This window comes from Halobacterium noricense, assembly GCF_021233435.1.
GTDB classification, from domain to species: Archaea; Halobacteriota; Halobacteria; order Halobacteriales; family Halobacteriaceae; genus Halobacterium; species Halobacterium noricense.
The window spans coordinates 1,057,534-1,073,388 of record NZ_CP089468.1; the positions used below are offsets into that span (position 1 = coordinate 1,057,534).

A 15,855-nucleotide genomic window follows, 5' to 3' on the forward strand; every position below is an offset into this window, starting at 1 on the left:
GTTGACTGTCTGGGGACAGGGCGGCACCACCGACTTCCAGGGCTACGACTACGTCCAGACCGCGCAGCCCGCCGAGCCGAAGGAAGGCCAGACGTGGTACGACCTCGACGCTGACAGCGCGATGGTCTACGACGGCGCTGCGTGGAAGAATATGACCGTCACCGACCACGGTCAGCTCTCCGGCATCACCGCGGATGCCCACCGGACGGATTCGAACATTATCAGCGTCGTTGACGGCGTTGTTGATGCGGAGACCGTCGACGGCCAGCACGCCAGCGACCTCGGCGTGTCGACTACGGATCACACAGGAAGCGACAGCACCTCACTCGGATACCCGCCACAGGACTATAGCACGCAGATTCTGTCAGGGAGCGCGTCCCTCCTGATGTACGTCCGAGTCGACGTGTCTGCAACCCTGCACGGCGGTGAATACGGGAGTGACGGCGCGTACACGAATGCGTCCGTCCACATCGACTACGCGGACGGGTCGTCGACGCAAGTAACCAGCGTCGGCACGGGTGTGAACGGCGGCGACACTTACGACACGAACACGTCCGCAATCACCGAAAACCTCTACACGCAGGGGAGTTGGTCGGCTTCGGCTAAGAGGATTACCGGGGTCAGGGTAGAAGCCTCGTACTCCTCTAACCGCTCGAACTCGGGTGATAGGCCGACTGGCTCCGACCACAGCGTGAACGCAACTATCGGTGTTTTGTAGCGATGAGCAACAGCACTATCGCGGCCTCTACGGGCCGCACGATGGCGACTGGAGGTATCGACTGATGGACCGCAAGAAGAAGGCACAAGCAGCGTGGGCGCTGTTGCTCGCGCTGCTGAGCCTGCTCGCAGTCGGCGCTACCACGCCATCGCCTCCCGGCTCGCCCAGTCCGTCGCCGAGCCCGACGCCCGGCGGCTCCGGCAGCGGCAGCGGCTCTGGGACTGGCAGTGACACCGGCACCGAAAGCCCGTCTGGTGACGGGACCGGCGACGGCTGGCTGCCGCCGGACGAGGACGGGACTGGCGAGGGTGACGGCTCCTCAACGCCGGCGCCTGACGACTCGCCGACAACCGGCCCGGAAGGCACCGAGGACGGCAACACGTACGGGAACCCCGACGTGCCGGGCGAGCCGACCGAGGACTACCCGGACGCAGACGATGGGGACGAGGACGTGGCGCCGGTAGACCCACTTCCCGACCACGTCACCGACCCGACTCAGCCCATCGAGGACATCGCTGGCGGCGGAGACGGATCGACAAGCGACGGCAGCACTACACCGCCCGACGACGACGGCGAAGGCACGACCGACGCGCCCGGCGTCGAGGATTGGGGTCTTATCGGCGACCCCAGCGACCTCCCCGACAGCGTTGGAAGTGGCGGACTCCCAGCTGCGCTCGACGAACTTCCCGACAGCCTGGCAAGCGACTTCACGACTGCCGCCAGCGTGCTCTCGCTCCCCGCGAGTTCGCTCTACCAGAAGGCGAAGGACCCCGTAACCTCGACGGGGCACGACGTGGTCTCGTACGCGAAGGAGAACCCCGAGCAGGCAGTCGTCATCGTCGGCGCGACCGCGCTGACCGGCGGCGCCATCGTCTACGCCGCGACCGGCTGGACGGTCGTCGGCAGCGGCGTCGCGTCGTCACTCGCGGTCGCGGGTGTCCCGCGCATGAGCCCGCAGGCTGCTCAGTCGCGCGTCGAGGAACTCACCGGCATCGACGCTGGGGGTTCCGGCGGCTCGTCGAGCGGCGGCGTACCCGATGACCGCGACCGCTGGCCGACCGACGACCCGCGCAGCCCCGTCAGCGAAGAGCCCGACCAGCCCGACGACGGCACCGGCCAGGAACTCATCGGCGGCGGGAGTGACTCTGGCAGCTCCACCGACGACGAACCCGAGGGCGACTCCAGCGGCGAGTCGAGCGACCCGTGGGACGGCGCCGACGGGAACGACCCGGACTCGACGAGCGGCGGCGCAGGTGGGAAGCCTCCGTCGCAGGTGCCCGACCCCGACGGCGTCAACGACGGTAGCGGCTACGAAAGCGACGACAACGACAACGAGGACACAATGCAGGACCAACCCGACGACGGAACCGGACACGAACTCATCGGAGGCGCAGGCAGCTCCGACAGTTCCAGCGACGACGACAACGGAGGCATCGACGACGCGCCCCTCTTCGGCGCGCCAGACCCGACGCCCGGCGAGACGGACAACGGCACGCCGCTGTTCGGGGGTGGTCTCTGATGGACACTGACCCGGTCTCGGCGGTCGAGGCGGTCGTGTTCCTCGCCCTCATGCTCGCTATCGTGAAGATTGCCGTCGATGCCCTGGAAGCCGCGCCGCTCGGCTTCGAGACGCAGGCCGACGACTACATCGAGGACGGAGCAGACGCCGTCGGCGACGTCTGGGAGGAATACAACTGATGTCGATGACCGACCTCATCATGGCGGCGTCCGCGGTCGTCACCGCGCTGTCCGCGTTCGGCGCGTTCACGTACACGCGCCGCGCTGCTCGCGACGCCCGGTGGAGTCGCCGCGCCCTCGAGGGCGAGGAGCACAGCGACGGCCTGATTGAGACCGTCGCGACGAACCTGAAGCGCTCCCGTCGGAACGCGCGCGCACTCCGCCGTGAGGGCCTCCGTACGGACGGTGGTCGCGATGAGTAGCGACGAGCCCGGCGACTCGGAGACGACGAACGTGGCGACCCGACACCCGTACACGAACGACGTGCTCGCGGGCCTGGTCATCCTCTCGAACGTCGCGCTGCTCGGCGCCGGGGCGTACTTCGAGCTCGGCGTGCCAGACGTGCTGTGGAAGACGTTCGCGCTGGCGGTCGGGCTCGCGGCGACGTGGGCGTTCGGCCGCGGCGCGCTGAAGGACCTGCTCAGCGCCATCAAGGGCGGCAACGGAGGCGGGCAGTCGTGACGTTCCCCGCCGAAGCCATCCCGGACGGCCACGTAATCGCGGGCCACCATCTCTACATCGGCGCGCTGGTCATCACCGGGGCCATCCTCGTCGTGATGGACAACTACCGGCATCGCGAACCGTTGCTCGCGCTCGGCGGGCTGATGCTGATGTGGTTCGCGTTCGAGCGCCTCTGGCCGTTCTACCCCGGCACGGGCGCGGCGCTGTCGTTCGTCGGGCTCGCGGTCGTCGTCGTCGGCGTCCTGTGGCCGGGCGGGATGTGGAGCGGCTACCCGCTTCGGTGGCGGGTGGTCGCGCTCCTCGGCGCCGGCATCAGCCTCGACGACCTCGCGAGCCACGCCTTCGGCATCTGGACGCCGATAGACGACGGCTGGCAGTACATTTGGCCCCTGCTCCCGTGATTAGTAACCGACTGTGCGTTTGGGAAAGGCGCGTTACGTGCTCTCTTAGGCGCGATTAACAGTAGTAGTGAGGGAAAGAAACGATAGAAGCGAAGATAATTAGATGGGTTAAATCGCTTTCTGAAGCGTTGTATATAGAATTCTTAGGGAGAAGAGAAGGAAAACAACTCCGATAAGTCTCCGAAAGTTGCTCTCCAGTTCCTGGCTGAAGGTACTATGATTTTCGGAAGCCCATATGTAGACCACCTGAATTGTTAGAAATATTCCTATAAGGAAGGACCCGGGTGCTTCCTCAAAGCCGGTAAACAGGGCAGAAACTCCAGCTGCGATAGTCAATATGAAACACGACAGGAGCACAAGGACGAAGGAGATCGTCGGGGTTTTCTCCCAATTTAGTAAGTTCAGGTGATCGTCTGCTCTTTCACTTATCGCACCCAAACTGTCGTCTAGGAGTTCAGCACTCGCTCTAATAGCGACATTCGTCATATTTCCGCTTTCAGTCTGCTTGAGTTGTGTACAGAGCCAAATTTCAGTGACCCAAATAAAGTTTAGAACTCCAGTTAGGAGGAAAATTGAGGGCACCAATAAGAGTGCGATGATGGAAAGAAGCGCATAGGAACTCGTAGTCTTAGATAGAACCTCGAGTGAGCCAATAAGAACGGGGCCAACCGGACCAAGTACTAGAGAAGAAAGTGAGCTGATCGGTAGGAAAATCCCCTCTGGAGTATTGAAATCTCCTGAAATCCAGCCACTGAAAATGACTGGCACGGCAAAATTTGCAACAGCTACAATCGAACCGAAAATTGCCATTGAGTGAACTCCCATTTGGATTGCTGGGCCAACAGAGAGGGTATCTAATTCAGATACCGGCTTGCTATTTTGCTCGTTCCAAACGCCGCTGGGGAAGAGCTGGAATTGCTCATCGGAGGCGGTATCTTGATAGGGAGGTGTTCGATACTCCCACTGGCTCTGTAAACCCCGTTTTATCCAGTCTCAGTACATCACAAAGCCGGTTAGTTGAGACGTCTGCTTGCTGAAGGTGTGTCTAATACCAAGCAAGCAGACGGTGAAATCCACGAGGACCAGCTTCTTAACTTCCTCGTCAACGCTCTTGACGAGGAAGTCGCCCTCACACTCGCTGAAAACGCCGAGATCGATGCTGAAGACATCTACGAGGTCCTCGTCGGCGCGTGCGCCGACGGGACCTCGGTCTCAACGCTCTGTGAGAAAAGCGAAGATGCTCCCCACGAAAATTCGGTTCTCTACCATCTCCGCACCAAATTCGATCTTGAGACGCTCGAACAAGTCGGAAACGCGCTCCTTCAGAAGGACGTTCTCGACGTTCTTCCCCAGCAGGTGGAGGTCGTTTCAGACCTCCACCTGCGGCCCTACTACGGCGATGAAGACGGGACAGACGGCCTGTATCACTCACAAGCGAAGCGTGGAACAACTGCGTTCCATGCCTACGCGACACTCTACGCGCGTGTGAAGAACAAACGCTACACGCTGGCGGTGCGCCGTCTCGAAGACGGCGACACCGCCAGCAGTGTCCTCGCAGAGTTTCTCGGTATCCTCGACGGCCTTGACCTCGAAGTCAAGGCCGTCTTTCTTGACCGCGAATTCTACGACAGTAAGTGTTTGACGCTGCTTCAGGCACACAACTACGCCTACGTCATGCCGATCGTCCGCTGGGGACAGACGATCAAGCAAGAACTTTCGGAAGGCTGGAGTCGCGTGATTCAACACGACATGACGGCGAAACTCGACGGTCACAGCTGGACCGTCGAGTTTCCCGTCTACATCGACTGTACGTACCAAAACGGACGGTACGACGAACATGGGGTGGCGCGTCACGGCTACGCCGCTGACGCGCCGTTCATCGACTCACCACGAGACGCTCGATACCACTACGCGAAACGGTTCGGTATCGAGGCCAGCTACCGACTCTCCGAGCAAAGTATTGCGACGACCTCGACACAAAATCCGGTTGTACGGCTGCTGTACGTCGTGGTGAGCTTGTTGTTACAGAACGTCTGGCGGTATTTACACTGGGAGTACGTGGCGACGCCCCGCCGTGGGGGGCGTCGCCTCTGGAAGTGGTCGTTCAAGGAGTTCATCAACATGATTCAACGGGCAGCGTGGACGGCCCTCGCGACGCGTCGGGCCGTCCCCGCAAACCGACCACCAGACGACCGGTTTACCCGCTAATCTCCCACCGCGCTAGCCTTCGCCAAGAGTGGCAACGCTGTCGCTGTTGGCGGCGGCTGCCGCCGACAGCGACAGCTCTCCGTCGGTTCGTCGAAGATCTTCTCGTCAAGGCCACCAGCACAACCGTTCCGCCGTGGAACTCAGGCTTCAGAAACAGCTATCCGAGGATGCTTTGTGAGGTACTGAGTCTAGGATTCGATAACCCTCCACGATAACGAGTGCCAATAAAAATCCGCCCCCCATTAATGAAATAAGTTGGAAGACGATTAATGGGGCAACTAGATTGATTGCAGCGAATATTCCAGTAACCGACAAAACGCTCAGCGATAATAGAATAAAGGCAATCACTCGAATTTTCGTAGTTCGCCGAAGATGGCCAGAATGGGCGGGTTTGTTCAAAGACATACTAGCAGTTCGAATTGAACGAATCGTGTTGTAAATTCACCGCCGTCGTACTTCACCGGAATCTCAGACACTCACACCTTGAACATCTCACTCTTGGGATTCCGCATTCTCCTTTGTGTCTACAACAGTTATTTGCTGAATATCGTCACCAAAGAGCAGCTCTATGTCAGTCCCAGCGTCTTCGAATCCGTCCATACTGGGCGACTTCCACTCTGCTCCTGTTAGAGAAATTTGTTTTTCTTTCCCATCGTCACTGTACTGCTTTAGACCCCCGATGACAATTGCTCCATCAGACGTGAGGACTTGTACACGAGCAGCCTCATCAAGTGTTCCCTCCCACGGTTCGTGGAAGTTCCGGGTTCGATCTCCCGGAACTCGTTCCCAAATCCAATTTCGAACCTGTTTGTGAACATTCGATGCGAGTAAAACTGCTCCTAGAACTCCCATTCCTGCTGACCCGGTGATGAGAGCTAAAACTAGTTCGGGACGGAATTTTGGAGTGAAAAATACGGCCTGAACCTCTGTAACATCCGTGACTTCTGTCCCATTCAGTTGGAGGATTCCCAGAAATAGGGATACGACGAACAGGCTCGTTGATAGGCTAACAATAAGAAGACGCCACTTAGAGATTTCAGTCCGAACGACACCCAGAGAAACCGCTACATGGGTGGTGATAAATCCCGGAACAACAACGATTAGCGCTAAAAGTAAATTCTGGATCGAACCGAGCGCCATCTACTGAACTTACTCCTGGCTATCTTGGGAGTCGCTGGACTCTGCAGATGGCCGAATGAACCCGTATCCGCCATCTTCACCAGCGTTTTCGTCACCAGTTTTCCCCTTCTGAGCAATTCCGTCAGTTACTGTTTTCGCGTTCTCGCGGACTTCCTTCGAAAGCGCCTCCGTCTCCCCCTCATCCTTCTTATCGTCGCTCATAGACATTAGTTGTCGTGCAGACTTTTAAACATCTAGGCTGGTTGGCAACGCCGTCCTTGTAGTGTTGAAGAAGTACCTCGGTCCGCCCTGTCTTGGAACCCTCGGGAACCACGACGTCCCGAGAGATTCACTTCTACCGAGATATCCAGAAGCCAGCATGGGACCACCACGTGTAGGTTGAAAGTGAAATTACACTGATGTTGCTCAAATGAGGGGACGGTAGTATTATGACACTCGAATTATTTAATTGAAATATGCCCCTAACTAAGTCCGAATTAAGAGAAGCAGTTCTTGACAGTAATCCAGACGAGTGGGAGTTTATCGATATGCCGGAAACCTGGGTTCTCCTCTCAGAAGAATTAAAAATTGAGGAAGTCGGATCTCCCAGCTCTGAAGGACGTAGGGATATCACCCAACCAGACTTTGTAAACCGACCTGATGATGAACATGATCAACGAACTCAGATTCGAGTTTCATACAGAGGGGTTCCTATCGACCAACGTCCCGCTCTGTCCCTGGATGGTCATAGAATAATGATGGTCCAACCAGATACAGACCACAGTAGTGGAGACAGGTATCTCACTGAGTATGAGGCCCATCTGAGTCAAATCATGTCTCAAGATGATTTCCTTCGTAGACAGGGTAATACAATCGACGTTGGAATCCAGGGAAGAGGCGTATAGCGGACGAGAACGGTCGTTCTCGTACAGGATGTACGTTTCTCCCGTCTTTTATTAGGTGGGTCCCCGTGTACGGGAACATGGGCGACGACCAGGTAGCTTGCTACTGTCGAGTTAGTACTGACGACCAGAGCCTCGACCGCCAACTCACTGCGACCCAGGAGTACGCTGAGCGCGAGTTCGGTGCCGACCTCGCGGACCTTTCGATCTACCGCGACAAGTCCACCGGGACAAACACCGAGCGCTCTGGCTACCAAGAGATGATGGCCGACGCCGAGGACGGCGACCTGCGCGCGGTGGTCGTGCACAGCATCTCCCGCATCTGTCGGTCCATCTCCGACCTAGAGCGGACTGCCTCGCGGCTCGAAGACGCCGGCACGGAGCTACACATCGTCTCGGAAGGGCTGACGTTGCGGCCCGAGGAAGAAGACCCCTACCAGACGGCACTCTTCCAGCTACTGGGCGTGTTCGCCGAACTGGAAGCGAACATGGCCCAGCAGCGCACGAAGGAAGGCATCGCGGCGCGACAGGCCAACGAGGACTACCACCACGGCCCTGCACCGCTGGGCTTCGAGAAAGACGACGGGCGACTCGTCGAGGCCGACGACTACCACGACGTCATCTCCGTGCTCGACATGGTGCAGAAAGACGAACTCTCGAAGCGCAAGGCTGCCGAACGGTTGGACAGCTCGCGGCCGACGATTAATCGGGCCCTGGAGCGAGCGGAGCTGTACGGGTTGTAGAATTCAAGGCACCCGCGTCCACTTTGAGAGTACGAGAGCGAGCTCAGAATCATGATGACCTACGGCGACTGGGAGGATTGGGATACGTTCCGTGAGCACTACCTCGGACAGTACTCGGTGAAAGCGCAGCAGCGGGCGCGAGAGAAAGTTCCATGGTTGTAATAGATGGGCGGCCCCTAGGCATATACGGCTCAACATGCAATATCCGGCACAGGCAACCACGACTCGATAGGCTGGAAATACACCACCAGACTTTAGTGGTGTCCTCCCTGCGTTCCGAATAGAACTGGCAGGCAACTGGAAAACTGGACCATGACCCCCCAACTCCAACCCGGCGTTGAGCGCCGTCTTGAATCACCAACAGAAGGAGCTACGGTTACGCTCCTCATCGGCGTTCGTGAGGATACAGAAGAAGCAACGGCTGAACAGATCAGCCATATTGGTGGGGACGTGGAAGAGATTCTGCCGTACAATACCCTCGCTGTCTCGATCGACGAGACAAGCTTGTCCGAGCTGTGTGCTATCGAAACTGTGGAAACAGTCGAGATCGAAGGGACTTGGGAGGCCGCCGATGACCCAAATTTTCGCTCCCCAGAAAGTTCGACTCCCTAGACGAACTTCGGGGAGAACTGCTCGACTTCTATTATAATTTCGTCGGGGGAGTCACCCAACCGGATGGCGACACTGTTACTGTGGGGATTATAGACTCTGTGTATGAGCCCTCTGACTCTTTTTATGATGCTTATAATGTGGGCCGGACTGTTGACAAAACATCCTCAGATGAGGACCGTGCTGGGGCGCATGGAGAGATTATTGGTGAGGTAATTGGTGGCTTCAGTGAAAGTGTCCAACTAAACTTCTATAAAGTGATGCAGGGGGGTGACGATTTGAATATCTGGGGGCGTGATCTTCTGAAAGCTATCGGACACGCGCATAAGCAGGACTCTGTAGATGTTATTAGCCTTTCAGCGGGCAGCGACCATAGTGAAGATGGAAACGTTGGGTGCCATGCCTATCATCAGCCATGTAGGGTAAGGGCCGCATCTGAGGAAGCTATTGATGACGGAATCACCATTATCTCCTCTATCGGAAACAAAAAAGACGTAGACTCAGTCACTTGTCCGGCAACTTCAGACCAAGTCATTAGTGTTGGCTCTGTCACGCCTTATTGCGGTGGATCGGTTGAGATTGGGGACACAATAGCTCCGGGTGCTGGAAATGTTAGGCCACCGCTTGCATGCTGGGTTGAAAGGGAAGATGACTGGGGCGTGCAAGAAACTCTCTGTTCTGGGCTAGGTTGTACTGTCGGAGAGAGCTGCTCTGCCAACCGCGAAATCGAATATTGGGATGGAAATGCCCCACTTGGAGACAAATTCAAACCCGATGTCCTCGCCCCACACAACATCCCAACGCATCACGATGGCTCTCCTGGTATACTTTCCGGCACAAGTTTTGCTGTGCCTTGGGTTACGGCAACCGTTGCTGAGGCTATTGCAGGCCTGCGGGCCGAGGGAAAAACCGTCTTACCAAGAACAATCCAGGCTGGCATACGGGAAAGCACCAAGGACCGAGGAATTTCTGTGGCCGGTGTCCTCTACGCTGAGGACGCATTAAATAAAATCGGTAATCGGTTCGGCTTAGAGTTTGAGAGAGACCATTCGGATGACGACTTGTTCCCGACTACGGATTCGCCTCTAGACGATTAAGGTCTCTAACTCTCTCGGTATTTGACCGGGGGTCCTATTGGCCTGGGGAACGCTGATCGGGGTCTTTTCTCCAGAACTCGTCTTCGTTCTCGAAGCTACATCGAGTACACCACTCTTCCCTCCGCACCAGGAGGTCGTCCGCTTCGTTCGAGAAATGATCCCGCTCGACTTCTCGTTCTGTACGTCGCAGTGCGAATGCCGTGTCACAGTTCGGGCACTGGGCCTCGGTTCGAACACTGAAGTAGAACATTCCGAGCAGAACGACGGCTATCGCCGGTATCACGTAATTCGGGAACGCGATTGATTCACTCGGGAACTGGGAGTAAACGTTCGACCAGTACCAGTACGCGAATACGAGGAGGCCCCCGAGTGTCGAGCCGCCGAATAGCCGGTCGAAGTACTGTGGAGGAACAACCTCCGAGAGGAGTTGGAAGATGACTGCGAGGCCGTTGAATTGGCTTGTCCCTTGCTGATTGTGGGGTTTCGGCTTAGTGTGGCGTTTTGCTTCGGATTGGATATTCACTTGCCCGTGGTCCGTGGCCTCGATGTCACCAACACTCGCTGCATCCCTTCTGAAGTTCGCGCCCGAGAGTTTTGGTCCCCATCTACCATATAACGAGGCAGTAAGTGAAAACAAATGAACTCTTTGTCAAGAATCGACCCCTCAGCTGGGTGCTTGACGAGCACCGACTAATCTGAATCCAATAAGTAACCAGTGTTGGTTGCTAGCGATAGAAACGAGTATATAGGGTTTCTCGGGGCGATATGGAACGACCAGATTGGGTTGGAATCCTCGAGGTCCTGTATCACCAGTCTCCTCCAGAATGGAATTCAGACGAGCCAGACGGTCACCCTTTCGTCGAGAGAACGAATTACCGTCCTGAAGAGGTAGAGCAGGTCTTGGAGGAATTAAAGACTCGTGGCTTGATAGACTGGTCGTACGTAACTGAAGCCGATGAAGAAATTGATATGGATGATGAGGAGTATTTGAGCACCAGCAGAGACTATGAGCTGACTAAGAAGGGATTCGATGTCGCGCACGATCGGGAACTCTCGAAGCGCCAAAACACCCTAAATCGGTCGCTCGTATTCTTTACGTTCGTTCTTGTCATTCCGGAGGTGCTATCCCTGGCGAACCTTTCCGACGCACTGGGTACATTCGCTGCGACGGTTCTGTTCGCAGGGATGCTATATGTGATTGTGCAGGCCGATTTATTTGCTCAAACCTAACTGTCTCTTTTATTTTCTCCGAATCCGTAATCACACGGATACCTAGGCGATTAGATGGCGAAGTCCAAATGAAGGCCGATCAAGATACTCTCCATATCATAAAATTAGACGAAGAAAGATATCTAGGAAGCCGACTACTGCAGTCAGTGCGAACAAAACCTGAAGCGAGAATATCAGTCTACTCTCGATTGGTTCAAAATTATTGACGGAGTTAGTACCCGGAATATCGTCTGTAGCAATTCCGAAGACCGAACCCTCACTAGATTGTGGTTTGGTATTGTTCGAGATGTATCGCTTTATGACGCGAATCAGCGTTGCTAGTGGTAAAAACATAATTACGCTAAGCTCGAACAACCTCTGTGTTTGAGTATTTGCTATATTTATGTACATTTGGTAGAGAAGACCGGCAACAACAAACCAGACGATAATTCGTAGTACAGCTCCTTTGAAGTTTTTATGAGCGCGTTGGAGGAGTGCCGTATTCTGATTAACTGCCTGTAGAATTACGTTACTGAAACTTTCTGAATCTAGATTTCCAATAGATGTGCTGCTACTCGTTCTGAGGAAGAGGGTATTGGAGAAGCGTGGGTACAGTTGTGGCCCGAACGCGATGCTGAAGACCTTTCTGAGTATTTTCATCCCAACCACAAATAAGATTCCGACTCCGAGAATCACGTTAACCATACTGAGTAGGTATATCAGAGATATGGTTAATCTGTGAAACTGGCTCGACTCGATTATCGGGCTAATCCAATCTCCAGAGGGGAGGGTTGGCAGAGAGAAAAGTCCAGAGACATCGACTATAGTAGATAAAACCGCTAAAATCGTCGCGAGAGCTCCAATTGTTGCGATAGAGAGTGACCGAAGGTGATGATATTTTTGCTGTTGCCATTCTAGAATGAGTGCTAATTCGTTATCATCTGCATAGACTAATTCACGATCTTCGATGTCTTCGTCAGTCATATTCACAGCACCCTCCCCGGCCGTGGTCTCGGCTGATGTCGCGCATCGACCTCGCCTTCCAAGTACAGCCGGCCCCACGTCGTCAGTTCGTACATTTCAGTGTGAATCGGCTCTATCAAGTCAGCATCCGCGAGTAGCTGGCAGCGTTCGCGAATCCTATCCTCCGATGCATCCATGCTAAGCTCGCGCTCCAACACTCGCGGCATCGTCCACGGCTCTTCGTCAAGGTGCTCTAAGATTCGTTCGTCGAGCGAGCACATCCACTCGGCAGGCTTGCGCATCGTCATGGAGAGCGTGTTTAGGAGCCGTTGACTTCCTCGGGCGACGCACTCGGCGAACTCGTCGACTCGTCGATGTAGGTCTCAGTCTCGGCGTTGTAGTCGCCTTCGAGATAGGCCTCGCCCTCGTCGGTGATGACGTAGACGCCGTTACCGAGATGCTGGAGGAGTCCGTGTTCCGCGAGCTTCCGAAGACGGCGCGAGATTTGGGACTTAGAGACCTTTAGATACCCAGATTCTTCTAACTCGGCAGGCGAACCTGAGCCTTCCTGCTGAATGTATTCGAGAATTCGGTCGTCCCAGATTGTCATCCATGAACCCGACTGCCTCATCAACAGCAAATTTGCAGCGATAGCGCCTAATAGTCCGGAAAATAGCACTGTTGCTTTACCTAACGCATTTGTATTACTATAGCAGAACAAATACTACAGCGTTGCATTTATGCTGTATGCGCTGATTGGTGGAGGATGCGAAGACCGCTGGCTGGTCGTGCGAGACTCTTGTTGGTCGTAGAAGACGGGACGTGCTGGAACACGTCCCGAGAAGCGGTTTCGCGGACGGAAGATGTACGCTGAAACCACCGCGGGGTCAATTCCCCGCACGACCAGAGACGCGTCGCTCCCCCAAGAATCCACCGAGAACACCGTCTGCGACGACTGCGGTGTCCGCGAGGCCGACGGGATGAATCCGGGTGGCCGTTCGCTCTGCCGGCAGTGCGCTCGTCGCGTCGACTGCGACCACAACGCCGCTTTTCAGGGTGGTCGCGATGAGTGACCGCGCGAACGCTGCCGACGAGTGGCGTGCGGCGAGCCTGCGGTCGGCCGGCGAGCTGGAGACCGCGACCGCGTCGCTGGCCATCGCGAGGGCCCGGCACAACCACGCGCTGGCTGAGGGAGCGAGCTACGCATGAGCCAGCAGCCCGAGGACCTCACGCCACGCGAGGCGTGGCAGCGGTACATCGACCGTCGGCGGCCGGAGTCCACCGACCACTCGATGAAGACGTACTACTATCGGCTGAAGCAGTTCGTCGAGTGGTGCGAGCGCCAGCAAATCGAGCGCGTGAGCGAACTCGACGGCTGGACGTTCGAGAACTACGAGACTCACCGCGCTGGCGAAGGGCTCGCGCCCGTCACGCTGAACGGCGAGATGAAGGACCTGCGGCTGTTCGTCGAGTACCTCGAACGCATCGAGGCGGTCGAGGACGGCCTCAGTGACCGCATTCACATCCCGAAGGTCAGCGACAACGAGGCGAGCAGCGACAAGAAACTCGCCACCGAGGACGCGAAGCCGCTCCTGGAGTACTACCGACGCTACGACAAGGGCTCTCGGAGCCATGCGCTCCTGGAGGTGTTCTGGAACACGGGGGCTCGTCTCGGTGCGCTCCGCGCGCTCGACGTCCGCGACTACCATTCGGACGAGCAGTACCTGGAGTTCGTCCACCGCCCGGAGAGCGACACGCCGCTGAAGAAGAAGGTGAACGGCGAGCGGCCTGTTGCGCTCTCGGACGCCGCAGCGGACGCCCTCGACGCCTACCTCGTGAGCGATGACCGCTGGGATAAGCACGACGACCACGGCCGCGAACCACTGTTCACCAGTCGTCTCGGACGTCCGGGACAGAACACCGTTCGCTGCTGGAGCTATCTTGCGACGCTGCCCTGCCTACACTCGGAGTGTCCGCACGGACGGAAGCGCGAGACCTGCGAGTTTACGGAGCGAAACAAGGCCAGCCAGTGCCCGAGTTCGCGGAGCCCCCACCAGATTCGGACGGGCTCGATTACCTATCAGCTCGACTCCGGGCTGCCGCCGGAGGTCGTGGCGACGCGGGTGAACGCGAGCGTCGAGACCATCAAGAAGCACTACGACAAGGCGACGCCCCGCCAGCGGATGCAGCGGCGCCGTCGCCGGTACGTTGACCGCCTCGAATTCGACTCATGAGCTACCCCGAGACACCACACCAGAACCAGACGTATCACCCGAGTAGAATGCACGAAATCGGCAGAGGGCGAAGGCCCTCCGGCCCCACTCACCTGTTCCTCAAACGCTGAGCGTGCCGAACAGAAGCGCCCAGTATTTGGCCTATAAAAGCATTTCTGAGGTTAACTCACTTGTTCTTGGGTTCGCTTCAACCGTACTAGAGTTCTGCTGTAACGGGGCGGTGTGACCGAGCGAAGCGAGGGAGACCCCGCTTCAACCGCACTAGCGTTCTGCTGTAACCGGGCCTGCTGGACGAGGGCGTCATCCCGGCAACCGCTTCAACCGCACTAGCGTTCTGCTGTAACTCCTCTATTCGGTATTCAGTACCAAAATTCACACCAGGCTTCAACCGCACTAGCGTTCTGCTGTAACCCCAATCCGACTACTGCCGAAGACACTCTTCGTGTCGCTTCAACCGCACTAGCGTTCTGCTGTAACTACTTCCAGACGAGCAGGAAGCCGACGAGCGCGCTTCAACCGCACTAGCGTTCTGCTGTAACTGTCCTCAACTCCCTCTATAGCATAGTCTAGGACCTGCTTCAACCGCACTAGCGTTCTGCTGTAACTGCTCTTCCTTCGCCGTGCCCTTGTACTGCCGGCGGCTTCAACCGCACTAGCGTTCTGCTGTAACCCGTCGAGCGCTGCGGTGTCGTCGACGTGCTGCTCGCTTCAACCGCACTAGCGTTCTGCTGTAACTCTGCCTGTTCCACGGGTTCCGCGTCCTCGACGACGTGCTTCAACCGCACTAGCGTTCTGCTGTAACCGCGCCTCCACGACGGCCTCGTGAGTCTCCGCCTGCTTCAACCGCACTAGCGTTCTGCTGTAACAGGAGTGCGGGGCGCGGTCGAGGTCGCCCATCTGGGCTTCAACCGCACTAGCGTTCTGCTGTAACGCCGTCGACGCCGACGGCCCGGCATCCGACTCGCGGCTTCAACCGCACTAGCGTTCTGCTGTAACGGTTCGTCACGGTCCGCAAGGGCGGGAAACTCCCCAGCTTCAACCGCACTAGCGTTCTGCTGTAACTACCAGCGCGGTCTCTCGGAGGATTGGCCGGACTATGGCTTCAACCGCACTAGCGTTCTGCTGTAACGCACGTCTGGGGCGGCGAACTCACCGAACCGCACCCGCTTCAACCGCACTAGCGTTCTGCTGTAACGGGTCGTAATCTCGCGGAGGAGTTTGCGGTCCCGGCTTCAACCGCACTAGCGTTCTGCTGTAACTGCTACGCCGCTACGGACGGCGGAGTCGTGACGGTGCTTCAACCGCACTAGCGTTCTGCTGTAACGGCGGCACGGCAACGAGCAAGGCCATGCAATACAAGCTTCAACCGCACTAGCGTTCTGCTGTAACGCGTTTCAGGTGACGGCGACAGTCGGCAACTCGTCGCTTCAACCGCACTAGCGTTCTGCTGTAA

Annotated in this window: 22 protein-coding genes and 1 CRISPR repeat array (1 of these 23 only partly in view); of the genes, 15 read left to right on the top strand and 7 right to left on the bottom strand. The window is 57.0% G+C overall.

Translation table 11 applies throughout. From position 1 onward, the window contains the following. Position 1 precedes the first annotated feature (1 nt). From LT974_RS05850 to LT974_RS05875, 6 genes are all read left to right on the top strand, one after another. Entirely contained in the window at positions 2–718 is a 717-nt protein-coding gene (locus LT974_RS05850) for a hypothetical protein (protein ID WP_232589762.1), read from the top strand. A 64-nt stretch (positions 719–782) separates the two neighbouring features. After that, a complete protein-coding gene (locus tag LT974_RS05855; protein WP_232589763.1) occupies positions 783–2,237 on the top strand; it encodes a hypothetical protein in 1,455 nt (484 codons plus the stop codon). Beyond that, positions 2,237–2,416, top strand: coding sequence for a hypothetical protein (locus LT974_RS05860; protein WP_232589765.1), 180 nt, complete (start codon positions 2,237–2,239; stop codon positions 2,414–2,416). Before LT974_RS05855 ends, LT974_RS05860 begins: the two co-directional genes overlap by 1 nt. After that, positions 2,416–2,658, top strand: a complete 243-nt coding sequence (locus LT974_RS05865) for a hypothetical protein (RefSeq protein ID WP_232589766.1) — start codon at positions 2,416–2,418, stop codon at positions 2,656–2,658. The genes LT974_RS05860 and LT974_RS05865 overlap by 1 nt, the downstream gene beginning before the upstream one ends. Further along, complete coding sequence (locus LT974_RS05870) at positions 2,651–2,917, top strand: hypothetical protein (RefSeq protein ID WP_232589767.1); 267 nt, start codon at positions 2,651–2,653, stop codon at positions 2,915–2,917. The genes LT974_RS05865 and LT974_RS05870 overlap by 8 nt, the downstream gene beginning before the upstream one ends. After that, positions 2,914–3,318 carry a hypothetical protein gene (locus LT974_RS05875; RefSeq protein WP_232589768.1) on the top strand — a complete coding sequence of 135 codons (405 nt, stop codon included), beginning with the start codon at positions 2,914–2,916 and terminating at the stop codon, positions 3,316–3,318. The genes LT974_RS05870 and LT974_RS05875 overlap by 4 nt, the downstream gene beginning before the upstream one ends. 108 nt (positions 3,319–3,426) lie before the next feature. On the opposite strand, the gene LT974_RS05880 is transcribed toward LT974_RS05875, so the two are convergent. Further along, positions 3,427–4,128, bottom strand: coding sequence for a hypothetical protein (locus LT974_RS05880; RefSeq protein WP_232589769.1), 702 nt, complete (start codon positions 4,126–4,128; stop codon positions 3,427–3,429). Positions 4,129–4,359: 231 nt separating this feature from the next. Between LT974_RS05880 and LT974_RS05885 the strand changes: the two genes are divergently transcribed. Continuing rightward, complete coding sequence (locus LT974_RS05885) at positions 4,360–5,526, top strand: ISH3-like element ISH3B family transposase (RefSeq protein WP_232589770.1); 1,167 nt, start codon at positions 4,360–4,362, stop codon at positions 5,524–5,526. Positions 5,527–6,018: 492 nt separating this feature from the next. Here LT974_RS05885 and LT974_RS05890 read toward each other — a convergent pair whose 3' ends face one another. After that, a complete protein-coding gene (locus tag LT974_RS05890) occupies positions 6,019–6,666 on the bottom strand; it encodes a DUF6338 family protein (RefSeq protein ID WP_232589771.1) in 648 nt (215 codons plus the stop codon). A 9-nt stretch (positions 6,667–6,675) separates the two neighbouring features. Further along, positions 6,676–6,867, bottom strand: a complete 192-nt coding sequence (locus LT974_RS05895; RefSeq protein ID WP_232589772.1) for a hypothetical protein — start codon at positions 6,865–6,867, stop codon at positions 6,676–6,678. Between the two features lie 254 nt (positions 6,868–7,121). Here LT974_RS05895 and LT974_RS05900 point away from each other — a divergent pair, with 254 nt between their 5' ends. The 4 genes from LT974_RS05900 (at position 7,122) to LT974_RS05915 (ending at position 9,996) form a co-directional block, all read left to right on the top strand. Then, positions 7,122–7,550, top strand: a complete 429-nt coding sequence (locus tag LT974_RS05900) for a hypothetical protein (RefSeq protein ID WP_232589773.1) — start codon at positions 7,122–7,124, stop codon at positions 7,548–7,550. A gap of 77 nt (positions 7,551–7,627) precedes the next feature. Next, positions 7,628–8,290 carry a recombinase family protein gene (locus LT974_RS05905; protein ID WP_232589774.1) on the top strand — a complete coding sequence of 221 codons (663 nt, stop codon included), beginning with the start codon at positions 7,628–7,630 and terminating at the stop codon, positions 8,288–8,290. 312 nt (positions 8,291–8,602) lie between these two features. Beyond that, on the top strand, positions 8,603–8,902 hold the full coding sequence (locus tag LT974_RS05910) for a hypothetical protein (protein ID WP_232589775.1): 300 nt from the start codon (positions 8,603–8,605) through the stop codon (positions 8,900–8,902). A gap of 80 nt (positions 8,903–8,982) precedes the next feature. Then, positions 8,983–9,996 (top strand): S8 family serine peptidase, encoded by a 1,014-nt coding sequence (locus LT974_RS05915; RefSeq protein WP_232589777.1) that lies wholly within the window; start codon positions 8,983–8,985, stop codon positions 9,994–9,996. A gap of 34 nt (positions 9,997–10,030) precedes the next feature. Here LT974_RS05915 and LT974_RS05920 read toward each other — a convergent pair whose 3' ends face one another. Continuing rightward, the gene (locus LT974_RS05920; protein ID WP_232589778.1) at positions 10,031–10,519 is read right to left on the bottom strand and encodes a hypothetical protein; all 489 of its coding nucleotides are present in this window, start codon (positions 10,517–10,519) and stop codon (positions 10,031–10,033) included. Between the two features lie 242 nt (positions 10,520–10,761). Between LT974_RS05920 and LT974_RS05925 the strand changes: the two genes are divergently transcribed. Next, positions 10,762–11,226, top strand: coding sequence for a hypothetical protein (locus LT974_RS05925; protein WP_232589779.1), 465 nt, complete (start codon positions 10,762–10,764; stop codon positions 11,224–11,226). A gap of 96 nt (positions 11,227–11,322) precedes the next feature. Here LT974_RS05925 and LT974_RS05930 read toward each other — a convergent pair whose 3' ends face one another. The 3 genes from LT974_RS05930 to LT974_RS05940 are packed head-to-tail and all read right to left on the bottom strand — an operon-like array spanning position 11,323 to position 12,799. Next, positions 11,323–12,189 (bottom strand): hypothetical protein, encoded by an 867-nt coding sequence (locus LT974_RS05930; protein WP_232589780.1) that lies wholly within the window; start codon positions 12,187–12,189, stop codon positions 11,323–11,325. 2 nt (positions 12,190–12,191) lie between these two features. After that, on the bottom strand, positions 12,192–12,476 hold the full coding sequence (locus LT974_RS05935) for a hypothetical protein (protein ID WP_232589781.1): 285 nt from the start codon (positions 12,474–12,476) through the stop codon (positions 12,192–12,194). Between the two features lie 11 nt (positions 12,477–12,487). Next, complete coding sequence (locus LT974_RS05940; RefSeq protein WP_232589783.1) at positions 12,488–12,799, bottom strand: winged helix DNA-binding protein; 312 nt, start codon at positions 12,797–12,799, stop codon at positions 12,488–12,490. A 232-nt stretch (positions 12,800–13,031) separates the two neighbouring features. Between LT974_RS05940 and LT974_RS05945 the strand changes: the two genes are divergently transcribed. The 3 genes from LT974_RS05945 to LT974_RS05955 are packed head-to-tail and all read left to right on the top strand — an operon-like array spanning position 13,032 to position 14,402. After that, complete coding sequence (locus LT974_RS05945; RefSeq protein ID WP_232589784.1) at positions 13,032–13,241, top strand: hypothetical protein; 210 nt, start codon at positions 13,032–13,034, stop codon at positions 13,239–13,241. Next, positions 13,234–13,377 (top strand): hypothetical protein, encoded by a 144-nt coding sequence (locus LT974_RS05950; RefSeq protein WP_232589785.1) that lies wholly within the window; start codon positions 13,234–13,236, stop codon positions 13,375–13,377. The genes LT974_RS05945 and LT974_RS05950 overlap by 8 nt, the downstream gene beginning before the upstream one ends. Beyond that, a complete protein-coding gene (locus tag LT974_RS05955; RefSeq protein ID WP_232589786.1) occupies positions 13,374–14,402 on the top strand; it encodes a tyrosine-type recombinase/integrase in 1,029 nt (342 codons plus the stop codon). The genes LT974_RS05950 and LT974_RS05955 overlap by 4 nt, the downstream gene beginning before the upstream one ends. Before the next feature lie 184 nt (positions 14,403–14,586). Further along, positions 14,587–15,855: a CRISPR direct-repeat array (repeat unit 30 nt; unit sequence GCTTCAACCGCACTAGCGTTCTGCTGTAAC) (it continues 2,420 nt past the right edge of the window).